The following is a 26,134-nucleotide window of genomic DNA, read 5'->3' on the forward strand; positions in this document are numbered from 1 at the left end:
TCTATGCCCTAAAACTAAGCGCCTCTAGGATGTGGGACTTTAAAATTTGCTCGCTCTCATCAAGATCGGCGATGCTTCTAGCTACTCTAAGCGTCCTTTTTATGCCCCTTTGAGAGAGGTTGTATTTCGTGGCAGCCTTTTGTAAAATCTCACTCGCCTCGGCGTTTAACGTGCAAAATTTAGCCACCTGCGCGTCATTTAGCTTGCCATTTAGCTCATCTTGATCCCGCTTTTTTTGAAAGATAAAGGCTTTTAAGACCATCTCGCTCATCTGCTGTGAGCTTAAACTTGCCTTATCATCTGGTGAGCTCTCGTCCATCGCGACTTTTAAGTCTATGCGGTCAAGCACTGGGGCTGAAATTTTGGCTTTGTAGTTTTTTATCTCATTTTCGCTGCATTTGCAGTTTAGGTTGCGGGAGAATAAATTTCCACAAGGGCAGGGATTTTGAGCGGCTACGAAGATAAATTTAGTCTCATAAGTCACTTTTGAATTTACCCTTGCGATGTGGATTTGATTGTCCTCAAGTGGCTCTCTAAGGCTTTCTATCACCTGCTTGGCAAAGTGTGGGAACTCGTCAAAAAATAGCACTCCGCCATTTGCAAGTGCGATCTCACCGATCTTTGCGACGTTTGAGCCTCCGCCAAAGATCGAGCTTTTTGTCGAGGTGTGGTGCGGCGAGCGAAAGGCTCTAATGCTTGTAAATTCGCTATCTTGCAGGTTTAGCGAGCGGTAGGCTGCGGACTTTAGCACCTCTTCTAGGCTTTGTGGCGCCATGATATAAACTAGGCGTTTTGCGCACATGCTCTTGCCGCTGCCTGGGCTGCCTTCAAATAGGATATTGTGCATGCCAACAGCTGCGATGACGCAGGCTCTTTTGGCTCTTTCTTGACCCAAAACGTCCTTAAAATCAAGCTCGAAATTTAAATTTGGAACGTATCTTTTGCCAGAAATTTCTATCACATTTGAAAATAGCTCGTGTGTGGCGTTAAAATGCGTGCTTTTAGCAAATTCTTCGTCGCTAAAAAACTTGATCGCCTCTTCTAGCGTGCTAACGCCATAAACCTCTAAATTTGGTATCATCGAGGCTTTAGCGGCTATCTCCTTAGGCACTAAAATTTTTGCCTTTTGCACCTGTGTGCTTAAAAAAAGTAGGATCGAAAATAAATTTGCCGTGCTTTTTACACTGCCGTCAAGTCCAAGCTCGCCAAAAACAAAAATTTTCTCCAAGCTTTTTGCCTTTTGAAGGGCGATTAAAAGGGCGATACTTAAGTCAAAATGTGAGCCACTTTTTGGCAGGTCGGAGGGGGATAAATTTATGGTTATTTTTTGCGCTGGAAAGGCAAAATCAAGCGCTAAAAGTGCCGCCTTTACACGCTCCGTGCTCTCTTTGATGCTGGTGCTTGCAAGACCCACGATACTAAAGCCAGGAAGCCCACGAGAAAAGATAGACTCAACATCAATGATCTTTAGTCCGTCGCCGTAAGTAGCACATTTTAGGGACTTCATGATGTCTTTTCTTTTTTCTGCTTTTTGTATTCCTTGTCGAATTTTTTGCGTTTGTTAAAGCCTATTTTTTCTATAAAAAGATGTCCGTCTAGGTGGTCATTTTCATGCTGAATAGCGATCGCTAGTAGCCCGTCAGTTTTTAAGGTCTGCTCTTTGCCAAAGCGGTCTTGAAATTTAATAGCAACTACCTCGCTTCTTTTAACGTCCTCGTAGTAGCCAGGCACGCTAAGGCAGCCCTCTTGATAGACGCACTCGCCCTCACGTAGCTCAAATTTTGGGTTTATGATCTCGATTAAATTTTCTCTATCTTGCACGCCTTCTTCGTTGGCTAAATTTATGATGAAAATTCTCTTTGCAACGCCTATTTGTATGGCCGCAAGACCGATGCCTTCTTTTGCGATCATCGTCTCATACATATCATCAAGAAGTTTGTGAAGTTTCTCATCAAAGACTTCGACCTCTTTTGAAATTTCATAAAGTTTTTTATTTGGATAGGATAAAACTTCTAGTATCAAACTAATTCTCTGCTTTCTCGTCTAAAAATAGCGGCTCATTTAGGTCTTGGTTGGTCTCTAGCTTGTCAAGTGCGTGAGAGAGCAACTCTTCGGTGCTCTTTGTCTTTGAGATCATGCTTGAGACGATCTGCACGTCTAGTTTGCACTCTTCGTTGTCGATCTTCCAAGGCATAGATGAGAGCATGTTTAAAATTCTCGCGCACGCTTGCTTTGTGCCGTTTTCATCGGTGTATTTCATCACCATAGCAAAGCAGCCATCGCCGTAGTGTGCGACTATATCGCTTCTACGTGAAGTTCTTAAAAGAAGCTGTGACATGCTTTTAAACATATTGTTTCGCTCTTTTAAATTTTTAACTCGGTTTGCAAATTTATCTTTTATCTTGACTAGCAAAAATGAGGCATTATAGCCGTAACGCCTAACAGACTCGATCTCACTGCTTATGGTCGCTACTAGAAATTTCTTATTATAGACCTCGTATGTTGTGTCGTAGATCGACTGCTCTTCGATCGCCTTAAACATCTTGCCGACCTCTTCATAGCTCATCTTGATGACGTCAAGATGCTTGTCCATGAGGTCGTTTAGCTTGATGAGGTCTTGGTTAAAGGCGCTTAAGACATTTTGCAGTGCAAGGACGTTTGTATTGTTTTTAAGTCCATCCATACGCTTTTGCACTAGGCCTCTCATAACGCCTAAATTTTTATAGATGAGCACGACTGCTTGAAGCATGCTCTTTATCTGGATAAAGCCTTGTTTTACCTCTTTTTCGATAGAGATATTGCCGTTTGTTGGCACCGAGCTTTCAGAATTTGTCACGATGATATCGCCGATCTCTTTTCTAAACTCATCTGACTGCCCATCAAGCATCTTTTCAAAGTAGATAGAGTAGTTTGTCGGCGTAGATGGGACGTTGTCGTCACTTAGTTCGTGTAAAACGTCCTCTGAAAATTTATAGATATTTACCTTTTCTTTTTTGACAGCTGGTTTTGCTTCAGCTGCTTTTCTCTTTGGATCTGGTGCGTTATCTATCTTTATCACTTTGGGCCTTATTTAAAACTTTTCTCCAAAATTTTATCGACAAGTCCGTATTCTTTAGCTTCAGCTGAGCTCATAAAGAAGTCGCGCTCAGTATCTTTTACGATCTTGCTTAGCTTTTGGCCTGTGTTTTTTGCCAAAATTCCATTTAAAATTTCTTTCAAACGTAAAATTTCGCGAGCTTGTATCTCGATATCGGTCGCTTGTCCTCTAGCACCGCCGAGTGGTTGGTGTATCATGATACGAGAATTTGGCAGTGCATATCTCTTGCCAGGTGCGCCACAGCTTAGCAAAAATGCACCCATACTAGCGGCCTGACCGATGCAGATAGTGCAAACATCTGGCTTTATGTAGTTCATCGTGTCATAGATACTAAAGCCACTTGTTATCACGCCACCTGGTGAGTTTATATAAAGGTAGATATCTTTATCTGGATCTTCAGCCTCTAAAAATAGCAGCTGAGCGACGATGGAAGCAGCCATGCCGTCCTCTATCTCGCCACTTAGCATAACGATCCTGTCTTTTAAAAGACGGGAGTATATATCATAGCTTCGCTCACCTCTGCTAGTTCTTTCAACTACGACAGGAACGTAATAGCTCATTACTCAGCCTTCTCTTTTTTGCTTGCTTTTTTCTCGTCTTTTTCTTTGTTGAAAAGCTCGCTAAATAGCTTCTCTTCGATCATCGACATCTTTATAGCTGGAAGCATGCCTTGGTTGCGGTACATCTCAAGGTGCGCTTTTGGATCTTGACCGCTTCTATACGCCTCAAAATAGATCGCTTGAACGACCTCTTGATCGCTCACTTTCACGCCTCTTACGCGAGCTAGCTCATCGATGATGAAAGTTAGGCGAACGCTATTTTCAGCGTCTTTTCTATACTCGTCACGTTTTTTAGCTAGAGCGTCTTTGTCCTCTCTAAATTTCTTCATATCATCTGGAGTAAATGAGCTCCATGCGTTTCTAAACTGCATATCGATCTCTTGCTCTACGATATTTTTTGGCACGTCAAATTTAAATTTCTCAACCGCAGCTTCAGCAAATTTTGGTTTTAGCTCTTCGTTTATAAGTTTATAAATTTTCTCTTGGCGAATTTGCTCTTTTATGCGCTCTTCAAGTAGCTCTTCAGTTGGTTTTTCTTCGTTTGGAAGGATAGTTTTTAGCATCTCTTCGTCTAGTTTTTCAGGGATATTTCTCTCTTGAATTTCATGAAGTTTGACTTTAAAAACAGCGTCTTTGCCAGCTAAATGTGCAGCGCCGTAGTTCTCTGGAAATTTAACCTCGATATCTTTTTCGCCGCCAGCTTTTATGCCTACCATGCCATCTTCAAAGCCTGGGATGAATTGGTTTGAGCCGATCTCAAGCACGTAGTTTTCAGCCTTGCCACCTTCAAATGCAACGCCATCAACAAAGCCTTCAAAGTCAAATTTAGCAAAATCGCCCACTTTTAGGCCTCTTTTGCTCTCTACTTTTTCAAGTGGAGCTATCATTTTTAGAAGCTCAGCTTTCTTCTCATCGATATCTTTTTTCAAAACACGTGGGTTTGAAAACTCAGGTATCAAGCTCTCATAGCCACTCACATCGACGCTTGGCTTAAATGAAACTGTTAGCTCAACGTCGATCTTGTCATCTTTTCTGTCAAATTTTGAAACGATAGGCTCGCCGATAAGGTCGTCATTTTTCTTGCCTGCTTTTTTGATAGCCTCTTCGACTACATCTCTTAAGACATCTTGCTCAGCGTCGTTTGTTAGCTCTTTCTCGTAGCGTTTTAGCACGACAGCGACTGGCACATGGCCTTGCCTAAAGCCATCTACTTTCATAGTTTTTGCCGCTTTTTTTGCTAGTTTTTCTACGCTAGACTTTATAGCATCTGCACTTACAGTCGTGCTTGCTAGGGTATTTACGCTATCTAGAGCTTTGATTTTGATTTCCATCGAATTCCTTTATGAATACAAATTTTTAGCCCAAAATATAGCAGAATTTTCCTTATTTCATTGTAAATTTGTAAATTTTTATAGATATAAAAGGCGTTTTAACGTAGAATTTGGCGATAAAATTATGGAGAAAATTTATGCAAGAGAGTTTTGAAAATTCAGTTAAAAATATGCTAACTATTATCGGCGAAGATCCAAACAGAGAGGGGCTTATTAAAACCCCAGAGCGCGTTTATAAAGCTTTTAAATTTCTAACTAGCGGATACGATCAAGACCCAAAAGAAGTCCTTGGTGACGCGCTATTTACCAGCTCAAACAACGAAATGGTTTTAATGCGAAACATCGAGTTTTACAGCCTTTGCGAGCACCATTTGCTGCCTATTATCGGCCGCGTGCATGTGGCGTACATCCCAAATGGCAAGGTTGTTGGCCTTAGTAAAATTCCACGCATGGTAAATATCTACGCCAGACGCTTGCAAATTCAAGAGCAGATGACCGAGCAGATCGCAAAGGCGCTTGAGGACGTTATCGCTCCAAAAGGCGTTGGAGTTGTCGTCGAGGCAAGGCACATGTGCGTTGAGATGAGGGGTGTGGAGAAGATAAACTCGACTACCACGACCTCTGCGCTTAGAGGCTGCTTTATCAAAAACGCAGACACAAGGCGAGAGTTTTTCTCGCTGATAAATTCGCCTAGGGAAACGCATTTTTGAGTTTAGAGCGCATAAATTCAAGGCTTAAAGAGGGCGTGAAGCTCTCAAATACCTTTGGTGTCATCACAAAGATCACGGCTACTACGATAGAGATCACCGGACTTCGCCCAAGTATCGGCGACATCGTGCGCATAGTGGCAAAAGACAAGAGTAAAAACGGCCTTGGCATGGTCACGCAGATAAAGACAGATGGCGCTTACATCAGCCCATTTGGCTTTGTTGAGGGCTTTAGGATAGGCGACTTTGTCTATGAGAGCGATCAGGGCATGAGCATACCTGTGGGGCCAAATTTACTTGGTCGCGTGGTCGATCCATTTATGAAGCCAATTGACGGCAAAGGGGCGATCGATACGACTGAATATATGCCGATCATGAGAGCGCCCATAGATGCGATGAAAAGGGGGCTTATAAACGAGCCTTTTAGCGTTGGCATAAAGACGATAGATGGGCTGCTTACCTGCGGCAAAGGGCAAAAGCTGGGAATTTTCGCAGGTTCAGGCGTGGGCAAATCAACCCTCATGGGCATGATCGTAAAAAATACGCTAGCTCCCATAAAAGTAGTCGCGCTAATAGGCGAGCGTGGCCGTGAGGTGCCTGAATTTATAGAAAAAAACCTAGGTGGCGACCTAGAGGGCACGGTCATCATCGTAGCGACCAGTGATGATAGCTCGCTCATGCGAAAATACGGCGCATTTTGTGCGATGAGCGTGGCTGAATACTTCAAACAGCAGGGCAACGACGTGCTTTTCATCATGGATAGCGTGACGCGTTTTGCGATGGCGCAGCGTGAGATCGGCCTTGCGCTTGGCGAGCCACCGACCTCAAAGGGCTATCCGCCAAGCTCGCTCACACTCTTGCCACAGCTAATGGAGCGCGCCGGCAAAGAGGAGGGCAAGGGCAGTATCACGGCATTTTTCACCGTGCTAGTTGAGGGCGATGATATGAGCGACCCGATAGCTGACCAAAGCCGCTCTATCCTAGACGGCCACATCGTGCTAAGCCGCGAGCTAACGGACTTTGGCATCTACCCACCTATCAATATCCAAAACTCGGCTTCGCGTGTAATGGGCGACGTGATCGGCAAAGAACACAAGCTAAATGCGATGAAATTTAAGCGCCTCTACTCGCTTTTAAAAGAAAATGAAGTTTTGCTTCGCATCGGCGCATATCAAAAGGGTAGCGACAAGGAGCTTGACCTTGCGATCTCGAAGAAAGAATTTATGGAGAGCTTCTTAAAACAAAGCTCAGAAGAGGCCTTTGCGCTTGAAGAGGTCGAAGAGTTGCTTGATAAGATCAATCAGTAAAATTCTATATAAATTTGACTACTAAAATTTCATAGCCTTTTAAATTTTTTATTATTAAAAATATCGATAAATTTTGCTTTTTTAGTGCGAAAAGTGATGTTGCAAAAGTCGCGGAAGCGTGTTTGAAATTTACTGGGTTTTTGGGGCTAAATTTCGTGGAGCGGGCGGCTTTTGTTTTAGTAAAAATAAATAAAACGTTATAAAAAAGCACTCACGCCCACGCTCCAAACGGCGGATAAAATTTAAAATTTTTAGCTTTTTAATAAAAAATGCGGTAGTAAATTTGAAGCGGTGAGCTAAATTTACATTAAGCGGTTGTGAGTGCATTTGTCTTGCTTGTGGTTTGTGCAAATTTGCATAGATAAAAACAAAATTTAATGCAAAAACATACGCAACTAGAGATATGCACTTTGTGCGCTTGATGTTTAAGGCAAAGTGGATAAATTTCAAAATTTTTTGGGTTTTTTTGGATAAAAACTACCATTTTGCAAAGGCTAGGGTAGTAAATTTATGCTAGTGCCTATAAGTTGGCGTCTGTCAAGCTGTAGTTTTTCGCTTAGATTTAATATAAAAAACAAAAATTCACACTTAGATTAGCAATCGTCGATAATGTAAAAAGTCCGCAATAGATGAAAAAGTAGGGCAGTTACAGAGCGGATAAATTTCAAAATTTGGGATTTTTGAAAAATGATTGTTTGCAAAAGGACGCGGTAGTAAATTTAAGGCAAGTGAGTTAAATTTATACAAAGAGCCTATGGGCGAGTGTCTATCCTATCGTAGCTTTTGCCAAAATTTAATTGTAAAAAATTCCACGTTTAGTTTGGCAAGCACCGATACTCTATACTTTGCCTAGTGATGCAAAGCGTATATTAAAAAAGCGTAAGAGAAAATCTCTTTCTTTGCCAAAGATAGAATTTGCTTTACGTTTTCTATAGCTTTTGGTGACAGGCTTCTTGTAAATTTAATGGATAAAAGCAAATTTGATATCTGAACTTTGTCTTTTTGGCAGCACAAACATTGCAAGATAGCTTTAAAAAAGCCCAAAAACAAGCCTATTTTTTATCGTCAAAGCTTAAATTTGCTCGTATTTTGCGTGATTTTAGCGGCGAAATTTATTAGATATAAGCAGGTTTCTCACCAACATCAGTGGCTTTGTCGTAGCGCAAAGTCAAATTTATAAATTAAGAGAAAAACTAAGAGCCAAATCCCATCTTTTTATCCTCGCCAAAGCTTGAGTTTAGCTCGCGCTCTATCGTCGTTTTGAAGTCCTCAAAGGTAAAAATCCCATCATCTTTTATGGCGACTTTTAAGGCGGTATTTTTTAGCGCAAGGACGATCTGTGCGCCACTTAGGTTAAACTCAGCCAGCCTTTCTACACTAAAGCCATCTTCAAAGCTCGCATTTTCAGGCAAAATTTTACGCCAAATGGCAAGCCTGCCGTTAAAATCAGGCTTTTTAAACTCGATCTTGTAGTCAAACCTTCTAGAAAATGCCACGTCAAGGCTTTGTAAGAAATTTGTCGTAGCGATTAGCACGCCCTCAAAGCGCTCGATCTGCTCTAAGAAGATATTTTGCATTTGATTATGCATCTTTTCAGCCCCGCTTGAGCTCTCCACCCTCGTGCTTAAAAACTGATCGGCTTCATTTAGCAAGAGCACTGGCTCGCTGCCGCTTTTTTTGCAAATTTCTTTGTAAGTGTCAAAAATTTTCCTTACATTTTGTTCGCTCTCACCGACATATTTGCTTAAAATTTTTGAGCAGTCAAAGCTTAGAATTTGCTTCTTTAGGCTCTTTGCAAGCCCAACGGCGCTCATCGTCTTACCAGTGCCAGGCTCGCCGTAAAAGATGATCTTGGCGTCTATATTTTTCCTAGTTTTTATGCCCCAGCTGCTAAGTCTAGCGAGCACTTTTTTATCGACTTGCTTTAGTATCGTGCTTAAAAGCTGCTTTGTCTTCTCATTTAGCACGACATCTTCTAGGCTCGTTACCGGCTCAATGAGCTCAAAAATTTCTTGCTCTTTTACTAGGCTTTCGATCTTGATTTTCTTGCTGTTTTTGTCATTTTTTGGGTGCATTATGCTTTGCAAAATTTCTTCGTTTATAAAAAAGCTCTTGCTAACATTGCCATAAGCGTTTAAAACCTCGTCGTAGTCGATTAGTGCGCCCTCGATGAGCCTTGAGCCATCCTCTAAAAGAGTGCGATTTTTGATGCGTTCAAGCTCATCTTTGCTTATTAGCCCAACTAGCGTGTTTAGGTCGCGACCGTTTTCAAAATCGCCTGCGTACTCCTCTTTTAAAAGGGCTAAAAATATGATCTGCTCTTTTTCATCAAGCGAGTTTTCTTTAAAAATTTGCTCTATCTTTAGGCTGATCTTGCTTAGTTTTACTCGCTCATTTATCCGCTTTGTTAGCTCAGAAATTTGCTCATTTATCCGCTTTTTAGCGTCATTTGAGCCACCTTCAAATATCGCAGCCTTTGAGTAAAGCTCTATCTTTAAAAACTGATCTTTTAAATACTCCAAATGGTCTTCATAAGGCGAAAGCTCTGGTAAATTTATATCAGCGTTACCATCTTCTAGAATTTTTAAAAATGTAGCTGAGAGTGAAATTTCAGAGTGAAGTAGCGAAAGCAGCCCTTGGTTTGAGCTTTTTTGCGAGTTCTCTGGCATTTTAAAGAGGCTGTAGTTTTGCACTATCCAGCCGCTATCTAGCAAATTTTTTATAAATTTAAGGTATAAAAGCTGCTTTTCATTTTGCGTGCCAAAAACAGCTCCAAGTAGCTCATAAACGCTCATGCTGGCTGTTCCTTGCACGTAGGCTTTGCTTAGGTATTTTAAAATTTCTCCCTCTTCATCGCCGCACTTTATAAGCTCGTAAATTTTACTTTTTTTGAGGTCTTGGTTTAGAAAATCAAGTAAATACTTCACTAAATTTTATCCTTTATCTGCTCTTTTAGCACGCGTTTTAGCACCTTGCCAGTGGCGTTTCTAGGCAGCTCCTCGGCAAAATAGATGCTTTTTGGAATTTTGAAATTTGCTAAATTTTTCTTTAGATGCTCTCTAACCGTCTTTTCATCAAGATCCATGCCATCTTTCACCTGTATGAAAGCGACGACCTCTTCGTCTGCGTGCACATCTTTTACGCCGATGACTGCTGTAGCCTCGACGGCTTCAAGTTTATATATGACCTCTTCGATCTCACGCGGATAGATGTTTATACCCTTTGATATGATGAGGTCCTTTTTGCGATCAACAATGTAGATAAAGCCCTCTTCATCGATCTTGCCAAGGTCCCCAGTCTTTAGCCAGCCATTTATGATGGTCTCATCAGTCACGCCTGGCATGCCGTAGTAGCCTTGCATGACGCAGTCGCCTTTTACGATGATCTCGCCGATCTGGCCGACTGGTAGCTCTATCATCTCATCATCTACGATCTTGACCTCATAGCCATTTAGCGCAGGGCCTACGCTTAGAAGCTTTTGCTTGTCAAATAAATTTGCCGCTACGACTGGCGAGCATTCGCTAAGGCCGTATCCTTCAACGAGCGTCGCGCGCGGGAATTTCACTCTAAAATCATCAATCGTTTGCTTAGCAAGCGGAGCAGCACCACTTACAAATAGCCTTATGCGGTTAAACCATCTAAAATACCAAGGAATTTTTGCCTTGCCAATGGCTGTATAGATGGCTGGGATACCCAAAAATACAGTGACTCTTTTAAGCAGCGTCTGCTTTAGCACATTTGAAAATGGAAAGACTGATCTTACAAGCACCATCGAAGCGCCCGCATATATCGGTAAAAGCACCATCGCTGTGAGCGTAAAGCTATGAAACATCGGTAAAAATACGATAAATCTATCGCTTTTTTTAACCTTAAAACGCTCGTGAGCGCCGATGACGTTTGAGAAGATATTTTTATAGCTTATCATCGCACCCTTTGGCTTGCCTGTGGTGCCTGAGGTGTAGATGATGTGCATGAGATCGTCTATTTTAGGGTATTTTGTGATGCTTAGGGTGTATTTGTGATTTAGCGCTTCGCTGAAATTTACATTTTTTACAACGCCGTTATTTTCATAGCCCTTGCTCATATCCTCTTTTGAAATTTGTGGAGTTGAAGATAGATAGGCACTCTCGCCATACTCCTCATCGAAGCTTACATAGTCGTCTTTTGAGGCGCTTTGAAGCTTTTTAGGCGTTTGACCGATCCAGATGATCTTTCTTAAAATTTCAAGCTCGTTAAGTGCTATTAGCTCCTTTGCAAGCGAGCTGGAGGCAAAGAGCACCCTTGCGCCGCAGTCGTTTAATATATACTCAAACTCATTTGTCTTTAAAAAGGTGTTCATCGGCACCGCGACCGCTCCGATAGCCGTGATAGCAAGGTATGAGATGATAAATTCTTTCGAATTTGCCACCGCCATAGCCACTTTGTCGCCAAAATTTACCCCACAAAGCTGCAAGTAAGCCGCCACTTTATCGACGTTTTGTTTTAGTTCGTGGTATTTTAGCTTCTCTTTTTCATCAAAGATCGCTATCTGGTTTGGACTTTCTTTTGCTACTTTGGTCAAAATTTCATAAAAATTATTATAAGAGTATTGCATTTTTAGCCCTAGAAAGAGTATTTAAATGTTGTTGCAACTATCTGTATCTTGCCAGTTTCAAATTCTCCTGACATTGAGCCCATGCCATTGCGAGTGCCATTTTTTATATCTGTTGCACGCTTTTTATCACGGTGCTGATATACATAGCCAAGCCCTACCTCTAAATTTGGTGTAAATTTATAATTCACTCCAGCCGTGTAAGCTTGAGAAGTGGTGTTTGGAAGCTCCAAGCCAGTATGCTCGCTGCTAGTTATATCTTCATCATATGAAAAGCCAGCCATTAGCCTAAGTTTTTCATTGACATCGTAGGCAAGACCTATCCTATATGTGTTTGTATCCTTTGCGTTTTTAACGACTGGATCGTCCATAAATGACTTAAAGTATCCGCTAAGCGGAGAACTCGTGTGAGCTGCTGTCTTATCGCCAAATTCAAAGTCATAATCTTTAAATTTAGACCAGTAAGTCCTCTCAAATGCTAGCAAAAGTGTAAAATCGCTAAATTTATATCCAGCTGCAAGCACTAGCTGAGCAGGTAAAGGGATCTTGACGCTAGTTTTGCCGTGATAGCTTATAGGTGCAAGCTGTCCGTTAAAGTCAGCGTCGGTGCTACCTTTTAGCTCCATATCAACCTTTGAGCGATATGTTACAGCTAGGCTAAGGTCTTCAATTGGTCTATATGTAAGAGCGACGTTGTAACCGTAGTTTATCCCATCGCCTTGTATCTCTCTGTAGCCAAAACCTCCAAAGTCGCTTGCTATCTTACCCTTGCTATAAACGCCTCTAGCGCCCAGAGCAACGGCAAGCTTATCATTTATGCGGTAAGCCACGGTTGGATTTAGCTCGACAACTTGCAGTTTAAATCTCTTGCCAGTAAAAGCAGTAGCTGGATCCTCCCACGAGATGCCAACGGCAGCAGGCACGGCAAGGGCTAGTCCAAATCTCCAGTTTTCATAAATTTCTGGCGTTACAAAGCTAAATGTGCCAGCTAGCGAGTCAAATTTCTTTGAGCTGTAGCTTTTGCCATCATCGCTTTTAAAGTCGATGGAATTTATATGAAACCAACCAAGCGTGCTTTCAAAATGGTGAAGCCCGTCTAAAAACATCATATTTGCAGGGTTAAAATAAGCCGCATCAGCCCCAAAACTAAAGGCTACGTTACTAGCAGCAAGCCCTAAAGAGTCAGCACTTTGCTCAGGGACCTTATAACCCCCAGCATTTAATAAAGAACACGTCGCAACAATGCTTAAAAGCACTCTTTTCATAGCTTTTCCTTTTCTAGGTTTCTTAAAATTTTGATCTCATCTTCCCAAATACTCTCGTCAATCGTCTCTAAAATCAAGGGAATTTCGCCTATTTTATCATCATTTATTATATTTTCAAAAGCGCCAAGCCCAAGCTCGCCCTTGCCAAGGCTCTCGTGTCTGTCTTTTTTTGAGCCAAGTCCAAATTTAGCGTCATTTAGGTGCATGCCAGATAGAAATTTGTAGCCGATGATCGCATCAAATTCGCCCATCGTCTTAGCGTAAGCCTCTTTGCTTCTTAGATCGTACCCAGCGGCAAATGCGTGGCAAGTATCGATGCAAACGCCAACTCTGCTCTCATCGTCTGCTCTCTGGGTCAAATACGCCAGCTGCGTAAAGTCAAAGCCTAAATTTGAGCCTTGTGCGGCTGTGTTTTCGATGACAAGCTTTACGCCGCTTGTTCGTTTTAGCGCTTCGTTTATGCACCTAGCGATGTTATCTAGGCACTCGTTTTGGCTTATCTGCTTTAGGTGTGAGCCTGGGTGAAAATTTAAAAGCTTTAGTCCAAGCTTGCTAGCTCGCTCTATCTCATCGATAAAGGCTTCAAGGGATTTAGCTCTTGCCTCTTTTTCTGGATGGCCTAGATTTATGAGGTAGCTTGCGTGTGGCAAGACGTGATCAGCGCTTATGCCAGAGGCCTTTAAATTTGCTTTAAACTGCTCTATTTCGCCCTCGCTTAGCTCTTTTGCGCTCCATTGGCGCTGGTTTTTTGTAAAAAGCGCAAAGGCATTTGCTCCTATTTTTGCAGCATTTATCGGTGCGTTAAAGACGCCTCCAGCCGCACTTACGTGAGCCCCTATGTATCTCATTTTAACTCTTTTATTATCACTTTTATTTTATTTTTGCTGTCGATAAATTTGACGTAGTTATCGCAAACTTCGTATTTTATAAAATAAGAACTTAGATCTTGTCTAAAGCCGCACTCTGTGGTGCTTAGACCTTTGCCGTCATAAATTTTTTGCCTTTGCAAAATCTCTTCAAAAAGGCTCTCGTAATGCGGCGCTAGAAAAAATTTCTCGTTAAATTCAGTCTTTTTAAAACAAGCGCTATTTACGCAAATTTTGTCCTTTATATTGATATTTGCGGTATTTACGCCAGAGCTATAAATTTGCAAATTTAGATCATTTTTGTATGTATGAAAAAATCCAACATCATTTATCTTTATCATCGGAGAAAATAAAGTGACCTGAAAAGCTTGCGAGCTTTGCGGTGTTTTAGTCGCAACACAGCCTGAAAAAATGAGAGCAGATAATAAAACAAGTGAAAATTTCTTCAATGATTTGTCCTTTTATGTAAATTTAAGTTAAAAAGTAATATAATCCCAACTTCATAACCGACCGTGGCCCATTCGTCTAGCGGTTAGGACATCGCCCTTTCACGGCGGTAACACGAGTTCGAGTCTCGTATGGGTCACCACTTCTAAAAGACAAAATCTTATCCACATAAGCTTTAAAATCTAGTTAATCCAAATTTCAAGCCTTTTAAAAATAAATTCTTAAATTTTCGTTTTGTAAAAAAGATCAAATTTCACGTCTAGTAAAATTTAAAAAAGAGATTTCGCGCGAGTATAAAAGCAAAAAGCAGTTAAATTTAGCCCTTTAAGTGGCTCTAAATTAACTGCGAAATTTACATCTGATGTGGCTTGCCTAGTAAAAATCCCTGTGCATACGAAATTCCAAATTTCTTTATATATTCTAAAATTTCTTCATTGCTCACAAACTCAGCCACTATCTTATAGCCTTGTCTTCTAGCAAAGCTCACGATAGTCTCAACCAAAACCCTTGCGTTTTCATCAGTTGGTAGCTTTTTGATGATCGAGCCATCTATCTTGATGTTGTCTATATCAAGCTCTAAAATTCGGTAGTAGTTAGAGTAGCCAGAGCCAAAGTCATCGATTGAGATTTTACATCCATATTTTTTAGCTCTTTTTATAAATTCATTTGCCATGCCGTAGTCGCTAAGCTCTTCGCTCTCTAGCATCTCAAAGCAAACTCTACTTGGATCTGGGCAGCTCTCTAGCTTTTCATCTAAAATTTCTCTCACGCCTGGATCTGTTAGATCCGAGCTTGAAAGGTTGATAGAAAATGTATAGTCTGGATATTTTTTAACTAGATCAAAGGCTAGAGCGATCACTTTTTTTGTTATCTGAAGATAAAGTTGCGTTTTCATCGCGATCTCTAAAAATTCGCCTGGGTAGCGGATCTTTCCATTTTGATCGACTATGCGCACCAAAACTTCGTAGTATTTTGCCTCTGTCTCATTTTCATGCACGTTAAAAATCCCCTGACACTCGACTATCACCTTATCGTTTTCTAGGGCATACTCGATGAGTTCGGTTATGAGTTGGTTTTTATAGTATCTCATCTCGATCGCGTCGTTTTCTAGGTAGTAGTAGATCTCGTTGCCGCTATCGCTTGCTTGTTGATTGGCTAGGATCGACTGCATTAGGCGGTTTGTTTGCGGCGTGTCATTTGATAAAGATACGCCAAGAGTTATCTTGATGCCAGGCAGGTTTTCAAATTTACCATCTATCTCGATATTCATCCTACTAAAGTTAAAATACTCTTTTATAAAGCCGATATCTCTAACGATGTCATCGCCTTGATACCAGATGTAAAACGCATCATCTTGAAATCTAAATAGCTCAGCATTTATAGAGTAGGTATCAACGCAGAGTTTTAGCGTATTTGCCACCGCTTTTAGCATGGCTTCGATGACTTTGTTTTGGTAGAAAAATCTTAGCATCTTATAGTTTTTGATGCTTATGCTGATCAAAATTCCATCTTTTTTCGCCTCTATCATCTCAGTTAGGGCAAAGTAGTTTCCAAAGCCAGTTAGCTTGTCGATTGAGGATTGAATTTTTATCTGCTCATTTTTTTGAGTTAGCTCTTTAAGCATGCTAAGCTCTTTTGTCCTATCAAGCTTTATAGCCATGTAGCCCTCTAGCTTGCCCTCAAAGAAAAATGGCGCAAAACGCACCTTTTCATAGAGCAGTTTGCCACTTTTTGTTCTGCTTATCAGCTCGTCGCTTTCCCAAGAAGTATGCTTATTTATGGCATTTCTTATCTCAGCATAAAAGCTCTCTGGGTGCATGTTTGATTTTAAAATTTTAGGGCTTTTTCCGACAACATCTTTTAGTTTATATCCACTTTTTGCCTCAAAGGTTTTATTTACATATAAAATTTTATTGTTATTGTCGCAAAAGACTATCGAGCTGTGTCCCGCATCCACTGTCGTTTTTAGTAGTTTTATTTGTTTTTGCTGCTTGGTTAGCACCCTTGCTTGGTAAAAGGCCAGTGCGCAAAATAGCACAAAGCTGATAAAACAAAGCACTTGCATTATTACTATATTTCGTATCATTATTTTGTAAGAGGCTAGGGTGTCATCTCTAAATTTTCTTAGTGTTTCTCCAAGTTTTAGATCAACAGAGTCTTGAGCTACGGCACTTAGGTTTTTTGCAAATTCAAGCGCGTAAGTTGCCTTATTTAGCACCAAGATCGCTTTTGTGTCGTTTTTGTAAGTATCTTTATACTTTTCTATCTGCTCTTTTGTTTGATTTAGCGTTTCGGGGCTGATTAGGGCTGAGCTTTTTATCGCGTGAAATATCACATTAAGCGCATCTAGCTTCTTTTCTGATGCTATTTCAAACTCACCTGATAAGATATAAGCAGCCATTGACGAGCTAGCGTAGTTTGACCTATCTACAAGCCTTTGTTTTTTTAAAAAGTCGTCGTTTATGACCTTTAAAGTTTTGGCATTTTTCTCTTGGTAAAAGACCTGTATGATCGCGTTTAGCTCATCAAGCTTGGTTAAATTTTGATCAAAACTTCTTAAATTTTTATTTACATCGTCGTAGTTTAAGCGAAGTACGTTGTTCTCTAGGGTGAAGCTTAGCTCGTTATCTAGCAAGATAAGACTTAAGATCGTATCGTTAAATTTACTAACAGCAGTAACTGCTTTATTTGCCATGTAGATATAGGTTGAGCTAAAGAAAAAGATGATTGCTAGGACGATTAAGATGATATTTGCTTGTCTTTTATTCATTTAGTATCCTAGGTCTGCGTCCATTTAGTGTTAGCAAAAATTTATAAATTTGCCCTATCTCTTCGCTATTTAGTGTATGGATCAGCTGATGATAGCTCACAAAGCCTATGACTTCTTTTAGATCACTCATTTCGCCACTACTTAGATATGGAGCTGTTCTTACTACATTTCTAAGCGAAGGCACACGCATAAGGCGCCTGCTCTCACTAGCATCCTTTAAGCCCACGTTTTGCATCAAATTTCCACCTAAATTTCTACCATTGTGGCATGCCACACAGCCTATTTTATTAAAGAGTTCAAAGCCCTTTTTTGCCTCAGCGTTTATGGAGTCGTCATTGCCAGCTAGATACTCATCAAATGGCGAATCTATGCTTAAAATAGCCTTTTCAAATTCTGCCAAAGCACCTACTATATTTTCATAGTTTATGCCATCACTATATGCATCATTAAATAAAATCCCATACTCGCCTATGCTTTTTACTTTTTTTACTATCTCATCTTTGTTTGAATTTAGCTCATTTCTAGAATTTATCGACTCTTTTACCTGATCTTTTAAGCTTCTTACTCTGCCATCAGTAAAAAATAGAAAATTTAAAGCCGAATTTAGCACGCTAGGTGGGTTTATAACGCCTTTTTGGCTGGTGTAAGATGAGTTTGTGCCACTTAAATTCCAGTATAAGTTGTGGCAAGTTTCGCATGAGTAGTTTTCAGTGGTGCTTAGTCTTTTGTCAAAAAAGAGCTTCTTACCGATGTAAGCTTGTTTTTCGTTATATTTTGATGAAAGCACTGGCTCAAATGATGAATTTGCGCTCAAAATGCAAAAAGATACTACCATCCAAAATAAAACTTTTTTCATAAAATCTCCATATTCTTGAGCGTCATTATAGCGGAATTATTTTTCATAACTACCAAATCGGCTAAATTGTAAAAAATTTAGTTTTTATTTGCATTTTGAAAAAAATGTTGTATAATCCGCCAAATTTTTAATTTCAAGGAGGAAACCATGAAAAAAGGTTTTACAATGATCGAGTTGATCTTCGTGATCGTGATTTTAGGCATATTAGCCGCAGTCGCTATACCAAGACTAGCTGCAACAAGGGATGATGCAGAGATAGCAAAAACTGCTGCAAATATACAAACATTTATTAATGATTTGGGTTCTTATTACACTTCACAAGGTGAATTTGCCGATGCTTCTAAAATGTCAAACGTAAAAAGCCCGATAAAAATAAAAAATAAAGACGATTGTTTGAAAATAAAAGCAGGTACTGGAAATGCAACAAGCGGAGAGATAGGACTAGAAATAGGAGTAAATGGTCTTTGTGCAAAAGTTTGGGAATTACCAGGTTTAGCAAATGTTAAAACATTAATTGAAAGCAGCGACAATAAGACAGCCAACACGCTTAAATTTGGTGGCATGGGTATAAAATACTAAAAATATATAATTTTTTGGCAAGGAGAAATTCCTTGCCGCTCTTCTTTAATTTAATTTTAAAATTTATCTTTCATTTATAAAAATTCTAGTTATAATCTCGCAACTTCAAATTCAAGGATGAAGTAATGAAAAAAGCTTTTACTATGATCGAACTAATTCTAATTATAGTTGTCATCGGCATATTAGCTGCGATCGCTATCCCAAGGATAATCGCTACAAGAGATGATGCGGTCTTAGTAAAGACTATGGCGGAGATTAGAACCGCTATCGAAGAGATAAATGCCTACTATATATCACAAGGCAAACTAGCTCTTGATACTACAAACAATAAAGTTAAATTTAAAGAGATGACAAATGCTGGGATTTTGGATAGCTCTGGCGATCTTGGCTTTTTTGCCAAAAACGAAAGGTGCATTTCATTAAAATTCTTTGCTGCAGACCAAAGCTGCTTAGGAGTAGATATCAGTGAGCAAGGCTTATGCAAAAAGCTTTGGCAAGCTCCAGAATTTAAGCGCTTTAGCCAGACCATGATAAAGCCAGCACAAGGAGCATTGCCAGCTCATATCAGCTTTAGTGCTGTTCGCATCGTTTTTTAGCTAGGTATTTTTTTCAAAAAGCTTTAAAGTCTGAAATTTACACTTAATTCTTGAAATTTTATAAAAATAAAGTCCAAAACTAATTTTTTCTTGACAACAATAACATTTTTAGATACAATGCGACTTTTTAATGAGGTAGTGGCATAAACTTACAAACACGACTCAGGCGGGGTGTAGCGCAGTCTGGTTAGCGCATCTGGTTTGGGACCAGAGGGCCGAAGGTTCGAATCCTTTCACCCCGACCATGTTAAATGGTGAGTGTAGCTCAGTCGGTTAGAGCATCAGATTGTGGTCCTGAGGGTCGTGGGTTCGATTCCCATCACTCACCCCATTTTGGGCGCTCGTAGCTCAATTGGATAGAGCGACAGACTTCGGATCTGTAGGTTATGGGTTCGACTCCTATCGGGCGCGCCACTTGAAAGACTTTATGCGCTCATAGCTCAGCTGGATAGAGCAACGGCCTTCTAAGCCGTAGGCCTCAGGTTCGAATCCTGATGGGCGTACCACTTATTATTGTTGTGCGGATGTGGTGAAATTGGCAGACACGCCAGACTTAGGATCTGGTGCCCCACGGCGTGGAGGTTCAAGTCCTCTCATCCGCACCATCTTTTTTAAAATCCATCTTTAAAACTTCTAAAAAACTCGATTTTCATTTGAATTTATTAAATTTGCTTATTTAAAATTTAGTTGAAATTTTTATTTATCAAACGATCTGCATTAAATTTATAAAATTTATAGATCAAATTCTTGCGCCATTAGAAACAAAGAGACAATAAAAACCTAGAGCAAGTGTGTTAGTGTCGAGGTTACCGCTTTTAGCAATGCTTGAAGACGCGTGTTGATTGGGTTTGATGAGCATTTTGAGCCATTTTTGATGAGTTTGATAGCGCGCTTTTGGCTTAAAGAGGATCGATCAGTGCGGGGTAGAAAGATCGGTTGGTTGCAGACGAGGCACTATTACTAAATTTGAGTGCAAATTTTAAAAATCTAGGGGTCAAATTTAGTCATTTTGGGTGTAAATTTAAAACGTTAAGGCTGTGATACTTAAAAACAATAGAGGTAGTCTATTTGAACTATTAGATAAGCATATTCTTGTGCGATTTGTAGTAATTAGTGGTAAAGTCTAAAAACATAAAATTTTAGGACTAAATCTAGTTTTTTGGGTTTAAATTTAAAAATTTGGACGCTGTGATTTCAAATAATAAAATAAGCCAAATTTGAAATGTGGGCGGTAAATTTATCGGGTAAAGACGGCTTTTGTAGGTTGTATGAAGGCAAGGTTTATCAAATGTAGCGTAAAGTTGGTTGCGGTTGATATGCCCAAATTTAACTACAAAACCAAATGAGATAGAAATTTATGGCTAAATTTGTTTGCTGTGGCTTAAATTTTTGAAGCTACGATATTTAAAAAAGAGACCAAATTTGCAACAAAAGCGCTAAATTTGAGCTATCAGAAAAGATGCGTTTTTATGGTTTATTTCTGCGATGTCCTAATGGCTCGTGATAATAGGGGCGAATAATTACGGAGTTGCTAAATTTGACTACAAATAGAAATTTGCGCCTAAATTTAAACATTTCTGGAGCTAAATTTAAAAAGATAAAACAGGGTAAATTTACAAAAAGAAGTAATAAATTTGAACTACTATAAAATGCTGTTATTATGTGCGGGAGCATTGCTTGTGGCTATCGACAACGCAGTTGGTTATAGTTGATGTATTCTCATCAAAATTTTTAATAACATAGAATTTACGACCAAATTTAACTATCTCAGGAGCCAAATTCTGCTAGTAAATTTGTATCTTGAGCTAAATTTAAAGAGTAAAAACAAGGTGGATTGTGAATTTGTGCTATTAAAAAAGCTTGCCTTGTGTTGGTAACAGTGTTTTGAGAACTAGTGACAATGGAGTTAGCTATGATTGCTGCTCTCATTAAATTTGACGAGAAAACTTAGCAGCACGAAAATTTACGACGAAATTTAATTGCTTCAGACTTAAATCAAAAATTTTACTAACAAATTTTTAGCCAAATTTACACTGACTGCGAAATTTGCTCAGCAATCATCTTGATCTAAAAGCACTTCAGGGTAGCATTTTTTTAAAAGATATAGAAATTTGTTTGCTTTGTAGCTTTTGGTTAGGCGATAAGCGTGCCTAAATTTACGAAAACATAAATTTAGTAGCGATCATTTTGGTTTTATAGATAAATTTTAGCGCCAGTTGTTTTTCATAAGTGATATTTAGCGCCTTAGGGCAGGTTGATTAGACTAACTATGGATCAAATTTAAGCCACAAGATATTTTGATTAAAATTAGCAAATGATCAAATTTAGCCCCCAAGTGAGGGCTAAATTTATAAATTCTACAAAGATTGCAAAATTTTTGGTTTAGAAAACGCGGTGATCGGTTTGATCTCGCCTTTGTATTTTTCTAAATTTACAAGGATCGTGTGTCCGCAGTTGCTTTGAGCGATGCTAGATGTGCCTTTGTCGCGAGTTAGGACATTGACGCAGCCGTGTTTGCAAAGGCTCTTTTCGCCTAGCACTTCAGGATCGTACCACGCACCCTCGCAGATGGCGATGACGTGCTCTGGGATGATGTCAGTGACTAGCGCGCCGACTAAAATTTCGCCCCTGTCGTTAAATACTCTCACCACGTCGCCAGTCGCGATGCCTTTTGCTTTGGCGTCATTTACGTTTATGAGCATTGGCTCTCTTGCGCATACTTCAGCGTAGTTTCTGATTATTGAGTTATTTAGCTGTGAGTGGAGGCGGTATCTTGAGTGTGGGGTTGTGACGCTAAATGGATACTTTTTGGCTTTTTCGCTGCCAAGCCACTCAAACGGCTCGATCCAAGCAACGTGTGGCGCAAAGTCTTTGTAGCCAAATTTAGCGATAGTTGGAGAGTAGAGCTCTATCTTGCCAGATGGCGTGCCTAGGCGGTTTTTGTGAGGATTTTCTCTAAAAGCGCTAAGCCTTGTGTAGTATCTGCTAGCTTCGTCATCTTGCTCAAATCTAACATATCCCTCTTTCCAAAACTCATCAAAGCTTGGCATCTTGACATTTATGCCTTTAGCTTGCTCGGCTGCATCTGCGTAAAATTCTTTCGCCCAGCCAAGCTCATCTTTGCCCTCTGTAAAGACCTCTTCTCTGCCCCAGCGTTTGCAAATTTGTGAGCAGATCCAGTAATCGCTCCTGCTCTCACCCATAGGCTCTACGATAGGTTTATAAGCTACGATGTATTCGTTTGTAGGCACGCTTTGGTTGATGTCGTTTCTCTCGACTTCAAGGGCTACTGGCAAGACGATGTCGCTTAGTTTTGCTGTGCTTGTCCAAAATGGCTCAGCGGTTATTACGGTGTCAAATTTACGCCATGCTTTTACGGCGTTATTTACATCCTGATGCCTTGTAAACATCGATCCAGACGCCATGTAAGCCACTCTCATGTGTGGTAGCTTGATCTTTGAGCCGTCATAGTCTATCTCTTTGCCAGGGTTTTGCAAAGCCTCGATCGATCTTGAAGATGGGATGGTGACGTTTTTAAATTTCTTCCAAGGAGCGCCATCTACGTTGTCGTATTTCTCGCTGATGCTGGTGCTGATGCCTTTTAGCGACGGAGCGATCTTGTCTGTAGCGCCATTTGCGTAGTTGAGGTTAAACTCAAATCCAAGACCCTCTTTGCCTATCTGACCTAGCATCGCACTAAGTGTTACTATGCCCCAAAAGCTCATCTCGCCGTGATCTTGTCTTTGAAGCGACCTGCCTGCGATTATGACACTTGGCTCTTTTGCAAGTGCTGTTGCAAATTTAGCGATATCCTCAGCTTTTACGCCGCAAATTTTGCTCGCCCAGTTGATATCTTTGACCACTTTGTCGGTTGTGCCAAGTAGGTAGTCTTTAAATTTATTAAAGCCAACTGTGTATTTTTTGATAAATTCTTCGTCATAAAGCTTGTTTTCATATAGATAGTGGCACATGCCAAGCATCATTGCTACGTCGGTATTTGGACGAACGATGATGGCTTCAGAGCCAAGGTATCTTGTGGTGTCGTTTTTAAAGACGCAAACGCTATAAGTTTTTATACCTGCCTCTTTTATCTTTTTGATGCCAAGATAGCCATCATGTGTTGGTGGTTGCCATGAAATTTGACCAGTTACAAGCGGGTCAGTGCCCCAAAATACAACGTTTTTAGCGTTTTTAGCGATGGCCTCCCACTTTGTCGGAGCGTCATAAACGGCGCTGTTGCCTAGGACGTGAGGCATGATGACAAGGCCAGCTCCAGTTGAGTAGTCGCCACTCTCTTCGACGTATCCGCCAAGCACTTTTAGCATCCTGTGACCAACGGTCCTGCCCCAGCTGATCTTACCGCTGCCGCCCCACCAGTAGCACTCGCCGTAGATGCTCTCAGGGCCATATTTGTCGAAATTTTCTTTTAAGGCTTTTGCTGCTAGATCAAGTGCCGTCTCCCAGCTAACACGCACAAATTCCTCTTTGCCACGAAGCTCGCTCTTTGCTGCGCCTTTTGCCTTTAGGTAGCTCTTTCTCACGTATGGATAGAGCACGCGGCTTTCGTTTTGGATGAGGTCTGGCAAGCTATTGTTCATGGTATTTGGGAATTTATCGCCCTCAAATGGATCAACAGAGACGATTTGATTTGAGTTGGTATTTGCCCAAAATAGACCAAATCTATTTGCGCCAAAGGTTTTGTTTTGGTCAAAAATGGTCTTTGTCACGCCCTCTATCTTGTTTGCCTGCGCTGCTGTGGCAGCAAGTGCAGAAAATTTTATAAAATCTCGTCTTTTCATATTTTCTCCCTTATGAAAATTTATTTTACTTTTTTGGCATTGTGTTGTAGGTATTTAAGCACTAAATTTAGGTCGGTTTCGTCAAGTGCGACAAATTTCGCGTCTACCATGCCTTGTAAATTTGCTGGCCACTGCGCCGCTGTAAAGCTGTTTGGTTCGTGCAGCCTGTGACAAGCAGAGCAGGTCTCTTCGTAAATTTTCTTTGCCTTTGCGTAAAGCTCTTTTTGGTTGCCACCAAGCGCGTCATTTGGCACTTCATAAACGCCATCAGCTTGGTACCAAACCTCGCCATAGTCATCTTCAAGCTCTTTTACTTTTTTGAAATTTGCCTCGCTCTCGTCATCAAAAGCTACAAAAACTTCAGGGTCTTCTACGCTTCTTTGAAGCTGGGCCAAGTAGTTTGCCGACACTACACCACTAACCTTGATCTTACTCGTTTTATCGCCTTTTTCTAAGACTTCAACTGGCGTTAAAACCTCGATCTTACCGATCATCTTGCCATCAAGCGTAATGTTTGCGTCTTTTGCGATCACATCAGCACCAAAGGCAAGACTACATGCTAGCACTGGGGCTAAAAATAGCATTTTCATTTGACAATCCTTAAAAAAAGAAATTAAATGAATTTTATAACCAGCACGCTTAAAATTATATTGCTATATTTAGAGAAAAGTGAGTATTTTAGGGGATTTGAAAGGGCTAAAGTAAATTTAAAGTTATAAAAATAGGGCGATCGCTCGCCCAAATTTACTTTAAGGATTATTTCTTCATCTGGATAGCAGTTTGTATCATCTCATCACTTGTCGTGATGCTTTTTGCGCTCGCTTCGTAGGCCTTTTGTGTGACGATCACTTCGCTTAGTGCTTGACCAAGATCGACGTTACTCATCTCAAGCTTGTTTGCTAAAATTTGCGCCCCATAAACGGTCTCGCCAGCTTTGTTTTTGTAAAAAAATGGCTCGCCAGAGTTGGCTGTGGCTTCATAAAGATTGTCGCCAACCTTTGCCACGCCTTGGTCGTTTATAAAGTGATAAAGCGCCACTTTTGCCACAGGGAATGCTCTAGTATTGTCGAAATTTGCCATGATGTTGCCACGATCATCGACGCTATATTTTGATAAAAGCCCCTCAGCGTAGCCATCTCTTTTTATGTTGAAGTCTTTTCTAGCGTTTGCTGAGCTTGTCATGCCATTATAAACGTCCGCATCGCCGTCGCCCTCGAAGTTTAAATTTACGCCGCCAACGCTTGTTAGTGTATTTGCCACAAGCCTGCCACTGCCATTAAATGTAAGTGAGCCCATTGCTGTGTTTTGCACGGCTCCGCTAGCATCAGTTATTGTCGCCACCGCGTCCCAGATAGTCTGGTCGCCAGCTTGTGGGATCTGCTTGGTTAAATTTATAGTGACCAAGCTCTTTGTGCCGTCTGCGTTGTAGATATCAGAGGTTAGCTTTTCTTTGTTTGGCACTTCAACGAGTGAGGTGACTTCGGCATTTACCTCTAAATTTGCAAAATCCATAAATTTAAGGCTCTTATCGTTTATCTGCCAAGTGCCGTCACCCTCAAGCGTGGTTGAAAACTCGCTAAATTTACCATCGCCGTCTTTTACTTTTACGACCACGCTGTCGCCAGCTTTTGCGCCAAGAGATGTGGTGCTTAGTGGGATCTGTCCGTTTAGTGAGATCGTCTTGTTTGTATTATCAAGCGTGTAGGCGTATTGGCTAGCATCAAGCGCTGTTGTTTTTTTATCTGTTATGCGGGTTGAGTTTAGATTGCCTTTTAGGCTGATGTTTGTAGTAGCCTCAGCTGGCATAAATAAAAAATGAGGCAGTGTTATGCCTTTTTGCGAGCCAGGATCGCCCAGACTTAGCTCCTCTTGCGAGACTGTGTAAGCTTGTGGGGCGCTTGAGGTTTGACCATATTTTTTAAGAGCGGTTGCACTTGGCGTGGTCGGAGTGAAATTTGCAAGCGTGCCAAGGAGTAAATTTCCCCTAGTATCTACTAAATTTCCAGCCGCGTCTATATCAAAAGTGCCTGTTCTTGTGTAGTAGTTTTTGCCTGTTTTATCGACAACGCCAAAGAAGCCATCTCCGCCTATAGCAAGGTCAAAGTTGTTATCAGTGCTTTGAAAGCTACCATTTGACATGTCAAGTGCAGTCGTTTGCTTAGTAGCTCCAAGTCCCACTTGATCGCTAGTTGGGCCACTTCCTGCTGAGACTAGGTTTTGGTTTATTAAATTTTTAAACTCAGGGATTGAAGCTTTGAAACCGACATTATTTATGTTTGAGATGTTGTTTGACCAAACATCCATGCCAAAGCTTTGCGTCTTGATGCCGCTAACCCCGTTGTAAAAACCTCTCATCATGGCTT

Annotated in this window: 20 protein-coding genes and 6 tRNA genes; 10 read left to right on the forward strand and 16 right to left on the reverse strand. The window is 40.7% G+C overall.

What is annotated here, in order from left to right; all coding sequences use genetic code 11:
• Nucleotide 1 precedes the first annotated feature (1 nt).
• Genes CVT07_RS00355 through tig form a run of 5 tightly spaced genes read right to left on the reverse strand, consistent with a single transcriptional unit; the run spans nucleotide 2 to nucleotide 4,988 of the window.
• Entirely contained in the window at nucleotides 2–1,507 is a 1,506-nt protein-coding gene (locus tag CVT07_RS00355; RefSeq protein ID WP_107936145.1) for a YifB family Mg chelatase-like AAA ATPase, read from the reverse strand.
• Entirely contained in the window at nucleotides 1,504–2,022 is a 519-nt protein-coding gene (gene def, locus CVT07_RS00360) for a peptide deformylase (protein WP_009295072.1), read from the reverse strand. Before def ends, CVT07_RS00355 begins: the two co-directional genes overlap by 4 nt.
• A 1-nt stretch (nucleotide 2,023) precedes the next feature.
• Entirely contained in the window at nucleotides 2,024–3,058 is a 1,035-nt protein-coding gene (locus CVT07_RS00365) for a GGDEF domain-containing protein (protein WP_107936147.1), read from the reverse strand.
• 8 nt (nucleotides 3,059–3,066) lie between these two features.
• On the reverse strand, nucleotides 3,067–3,657 hold the full coding sequence (gene clpP, locus CVT07_RS00370; RefSeq protein WP_004317374.1) for an ATP-dependent Clp endopeptidase proteolytic subunit ClpP: 591 nt from the start codon (nucleotides 3,655–3,657) through the stop codon (nucleotides 3,067–3,069).
• Nucleotides 3,657–4,988 (reverse strand): trigger factor, encoded by a 1,332-nt coding sequence (gene tig / locus CVT07_RS00375; protein WP_107936149.1) that lies wholly within the window; start codon nucleotides 4,986–4,988, stop codon nucleotides 3,657–3,659. The genes clpP and tig overlap by 1 nt, the downstream gene beginning before the upstream one ends.
• A 137-nt stretch (nucleotides 4,989–5,125) precedes the next feature.
• Between tig and folE the strand changes: the two genes are divergently transcribed.
• Together folE and fliI are read left to right on the forward strand one after the other, a co-directional pair.
• Entirely contained in the window at nucleotides 5,126–5,698 is a 573-nt protein-coding gene (gene folE / locus CVT07_RS00380) for a GTP cyclohydrolase I FolE (protein WP_004317386.1), read from the forward strand.
• Nucleotides 5,695–7,002 carry a flagellar protein export ATPase FliI gene (gene fliI, locus CVT07_RS00385; protein WP_004317323.1) on the forward strand — a complete coding sequence of 436 codons (1,308 nt, stop codon included), beginning with the start codon at nucleotides 5,695–5,697 and terminating at the stop codon, nucleotides 7,000–7,002. Before folE ends, fliI begins: the two co-directional genes overlap by 4 nt.
• A gap of 129 nt (nucleotides 7,003–7,131) precedes the next feature.
• Here the strand turns inward: fliI and CVT07_RS00390 are convergent, their stop codons facing one another.
• From CVT07_RS00390 to CVT07_RS00415, 6 genes are all read right to left on the reverse strand, one after another.
• Complete coding sequence (locus tag CVT07_RS00390) at nucleotides 7,132–7,452, reverse strand: hypothetical protein (RefSeq protein WP_107936151.1); 321 nt, start codon at nucleotides 7,450–7,452, stop codon at nucleotides 7,132–7,134.
• A gap of 743 nt (nucleotides 7,453–8,195) precedes the next feature.
• Nucleotides 8,196–9,929, reverse strand: coding sequence for an ATP-binding protein (locus tag CVT07_RS00395; protein ID WP_107936153.1), 1,734 nt, complete (start codon nucleotides 9,927–9,929; stop codon nucleotides 8,196–8,198).
• Nucleotides 9,929–11,596 carry a fatty acid--CoA ligase gene (locus tag CVT07_RS00400; protein WP_021087093.1) on the reverse strand — a complete coding sequence of 556 codons (1,668 nt, stop codon included), beginning with the start codon at nucleotides 11,594–11,596 and terminating at the stop codon, nucleotides 9,929–9,931. Before CVT07_RS00400 ends, CVT07_RS00395 begins: the two co-directional genes overlap by 1 nt.
• An 8-nt stretch (nucleotides 11,597–11,604) precedes the next feature.
• On the reverse strand, nucleotides 11,605–12,858 hold the full coding sequence (locus CVT07_RS00405; protein ID WP_021087101.1) for an OmpP1/FadL family transporter: 1,254 nt from the start codon (nucleotides 12,856–12,858) through the stop codon (nucleotides 11,605–11,607).
• On the reverse strand, nucleotides 12,855–13,706 hold the full coding sequence (gene nfo, locus CVT07_RS00410; RefSeq protein WP_021087094.1) for a deoxyribonuclease IV: 852 nt from the start codon (nucleotides 13,704–13,706) through the stop codon (nucleotides 12,855–12,857). Before nfo ends, CVT07_RS00405 begins: the two co-directional genes overlap by 4 nt.
• Nucleotides 13,703–14,173, reverse strand: a complete 471-nt coding sequence (locus CVT07_RS00415) for a hypothetical protein (protein ID WP_021087028.1) — start codon at nucleotides 14,171–14,173, stop codon at nucleotides 13,703–13,705. The genes nfo and CVT07_RS00415 overlap by 4 nt, the downstream gene beginning before the upstream one ends.
• Before the next feature lie 65 nt (nucleotides 14,174–14,238).
• On the opposite strand from CVT07_RS00415, the gene CVT07_RS00420 reads away from it, so the two are divergent.
• Nucleotides 14,239–14,313: transfer RNA gene (locus CVT07_RS00420), tRNA-Glu, on the forward strand.
• Between the two features lie 210 nt (nucleotides 14,314–14,523).
• On the opposite strand, the gene CVT07_RS00425 is transcribed toward CVT07_RS00420, so the two are convergent.
• On the reverse strand, nucleotides 14,524–16,941 hold the full coding sequence (locus CVT07_RS00425) for a bifunctional diguanylate cyclase/phosphodiesterase (RefSeq protein WP_107936155.1): 2,418 nt from the start codon (nucleotides 16,939–16,941) through the stop codon (nucleotides 14,524–14,526).
• The gene (locus tag CVT07_RS00430) at nucleotides 16,934–17,797 is read right to left on the reverse strand and encodes a cytochrome-c peroxidase (RefSeq protein WP_107936156.1); all 864 of its coding nucleotides are present in this window, start codon (nucleotides 17,795–17,797) and stop codon (nucleotides 16,934–16,936) included. The genes CVT07_RS00425 and CVT07_RS00430 overlap by 8 nt, the downstream gene beginning before the upstream one ends.
• A gap of 147 nt (nucleotides 17,798–17,944) precedes the next feature.
• Here CVT07_RS00430 and CVT07_RS00435 point away from each other — a divergent pair, with 147 nt between their 5' ends.
• The 7 genes from CVT07_RS00435 (at nucleotide 17,945) to CVT07_RS00465 (ending at nucleotide 19,577) form a co-directional block, all read left to right on the forward strand.
• Nucleotides 17,945–18,376, forward strand: a complete 432-nt coding sequence (locus tag CVT07_RS00435; protein ID WP_107936158.1) for a type II secretion system protein — start codon at nucleotides 17,945–17,947, stop codon at nucleotides 18,374–18,376.
• A gap of 125 nt (nucleotides 18,377–18,501) precedes the next feature.
• Nucleotides 18,502–18,972: a prepilin-type N-terminal cleavage/methylation domain-containing protein gene (locus tag CVT07_RS00440; protein ID WP_107936160.1), complete on the forward strand. Its 471-nt coding sequence runs from the start codon at nucleotides 18,502–18,504 to the stop codon at nucleotides 18,970–18,972.
• A gap of 167 nt (nucleotides 18,973–19,139) precedes the next feature.
• A tRNA-Pro gene (locus CVT07_RS00445) sits at nucleotides 19,140–19,217 on the forward strand.
• Nucleotides 19,218–19,226: 9 nt separating this feature from the next.
• Nucleotides 19,227–19,303: transfer RNA gene (locus tag CVT07_RS00450), tRNA-His, on the forward strand.
• A 6-nt stretch (nucleotides 19,304–19,309) separates the two neighbouring features.
• A tRNA-Arg gene (locus CVT07_RS00455) sits at nucleotides 19,310–19,386 on the forward strand.
• A 15-nt stretch (nucleotides 19,387–19,401) separates the two neighbouring features.
• A tRNA-Arg gene (locus CVT07_RS00460) sits at nucleotides 19,402–19,478 on the forward strand.
• Nucleotides 19,479–19,492: 14 nt separating this feature from the next.
• Nucleotides 19,493–19,577, forward strand: a tRNA-Leu gene (locus CVT07_RS00465).
• Nucleotides 19,578–21,329: 1,752 nt separating this feature from the next.
• On the opposite strand, the gene CVT07_RS00470 is transcribed toward CVT07_RS00465, so the two are convergent.
• The 3 genes from CVT07_RS00470 to CVT07_RS00480 all read right to left on the reverse strand — a co-directional run bounded on the left by CVT07_RS00470 (nucleotide 21,330) and on the right by CVT07_RS00480 (nucleotide 26,126).
• Nucleotides 21,330–23,771, reverse strand: coding sequence for a molybdopterin-dependent oxidoreductase (locus CVT07_RS00470; RefSeq protein WP_107936162.1), 2,442 nt, complete (start codon nucleotides 23,769–23,771; stop codon nucleotides 21,330–21,332).
• A 20-nt stretch (nucleotides 23,772–23,791) separates the two neighbouring features.
• The gene (locus CVT07_RS00475; RefSeq protein WP_107936164.1) at nucleotides 23,792–24,361 is read right to left on the reverse strand and encodes a hypothetical protein; all 570 of its coding nucleotides are present in this window, start codon (nucleotides 24,359–24,361) and stop codon (nucleotides 23,792–23,794) included.
• A gap of 166 nt (nucleotides 24,362–24,527) precedes the next feature.
• Nucleotides 24,528–26,126 carry a flagellar hook-basal body complex protein gene (locus CVT07_RS00480; RefSeq protein WP_051257417.1) on the reverse strand — a complete coding sequence of 533 codons (1,599 nt, stop codon included), beginning with the start codon at nucleotides 26,124–26,126 and terminating at the stop codon, nucleotides 24,528–24,530.
• Between the last annotated feature and the right edge of the window lie 8 nt (nucleotides 26,127–26,134).

Origin of the sequence: Campylobacter concisus, from assembly GCF_003048875.2 — a bacterium.
Taxonomy (GTDB): domain Bacteria; phylum Campylobacterota; class Campylobacteria; order Campylobacterales; family Campylobacteraceae; genus Campylobacter_A; species Campylobacter_A concisus_AU.

Coding starts and splice junctions, on each gene's coding strand:
- CVT07_RS00355 (WP_107936145.1), bottom strand. CDS start 1,507: ATGAAGTCCCTAAAATGTGCTACTTACGGCGACGGACTAAAGATCATT.
- clpP (WP_004317374.1), bottom strand. CDS start 3,657: ATGAGCTATTACGTTCCTGTCGTAGTTGAAAGAACTAGCAGAGGTGAG.
- tig (WP_107936149.1), bottom strand. CDS start 4,988: ATGGAAATCAAAATCAAAGCTCTAGATAGCGTAAATACCCTAGCAAGC.
- folE (WP_004317386.1), top strand. CDS start 5,126: ATGCAAGAGAGTTTTGAAAATTCAGTTAAAAATATGCTAACTATTATC.
- CVT07_RS00400 (WP_021087093.1), bottom strand. CDS start 11,596: ATGCAATACTCTTATAATAATTTTTATGAAATTTTGACCAAAGTAGCA.
- CVT07_RS00405 (WP_021087101.1), bottom strand. CDS start 12,858: ATGAAAAGAGTGCTTTTAAGCATTGTTGCGACGTGTTCTTTATTAAAT.
- nfo (WP_021087094.1), bottom strand. CDS start 13,706: ATGAGATACATAGGGGCTCACGTAAGTGCGGCTGGAGGCGTCTTTAAC.
- CVT07_RS00425 (WP_107936155.1), bottom strand. CDS start 16,941: ATGAATAAAAGACAAGCAAATATCATCTTAATCGTCCTAGCAATCATC.
- CVT07_RS00430 (WP_107936156.1), bottom strand. CDS start 17,797: ATGAAAAAAGTTTTATTTTGGATGGTAGTATCTTTTTGCATTTTGAGC.
- CVT07_RS00435 (WP_107936158.1), top strand. CDS start 17,945: ATGAAAAAAGGTTTTACAATGATCGAGTTGATCTTCGTGATCGTGATT.
- CVT07_RS00440 (WP_107936160.1), top strand. CDS start 18,502: ATGAAAAAAGCTTTTACTATGATCGAACTAATTCTAATTATAGTTGTC.
- CVT07_RS00470 (WP_107936162.1), bottom strand. CDS start 23,771: ATGAAAAGACGAGATTTTATAAAATTTTCTGCACTTGCTGCCACAGCA.
- CVT07_RS00475 (WP_107936164.1), bottom strand. CDS start 24,361: ATGAAAATGCTATTTTTAGCCCCAGTGCTAGCATGTAGTCTTGCCTTT.
- CVT07_RS00480 (WP_051257417.1), bottom strand. CDS start 26,126: ATGAGAGGTTTTTACAACGGGGTTAGCGGCATCAAGACGCAAAGCTTT.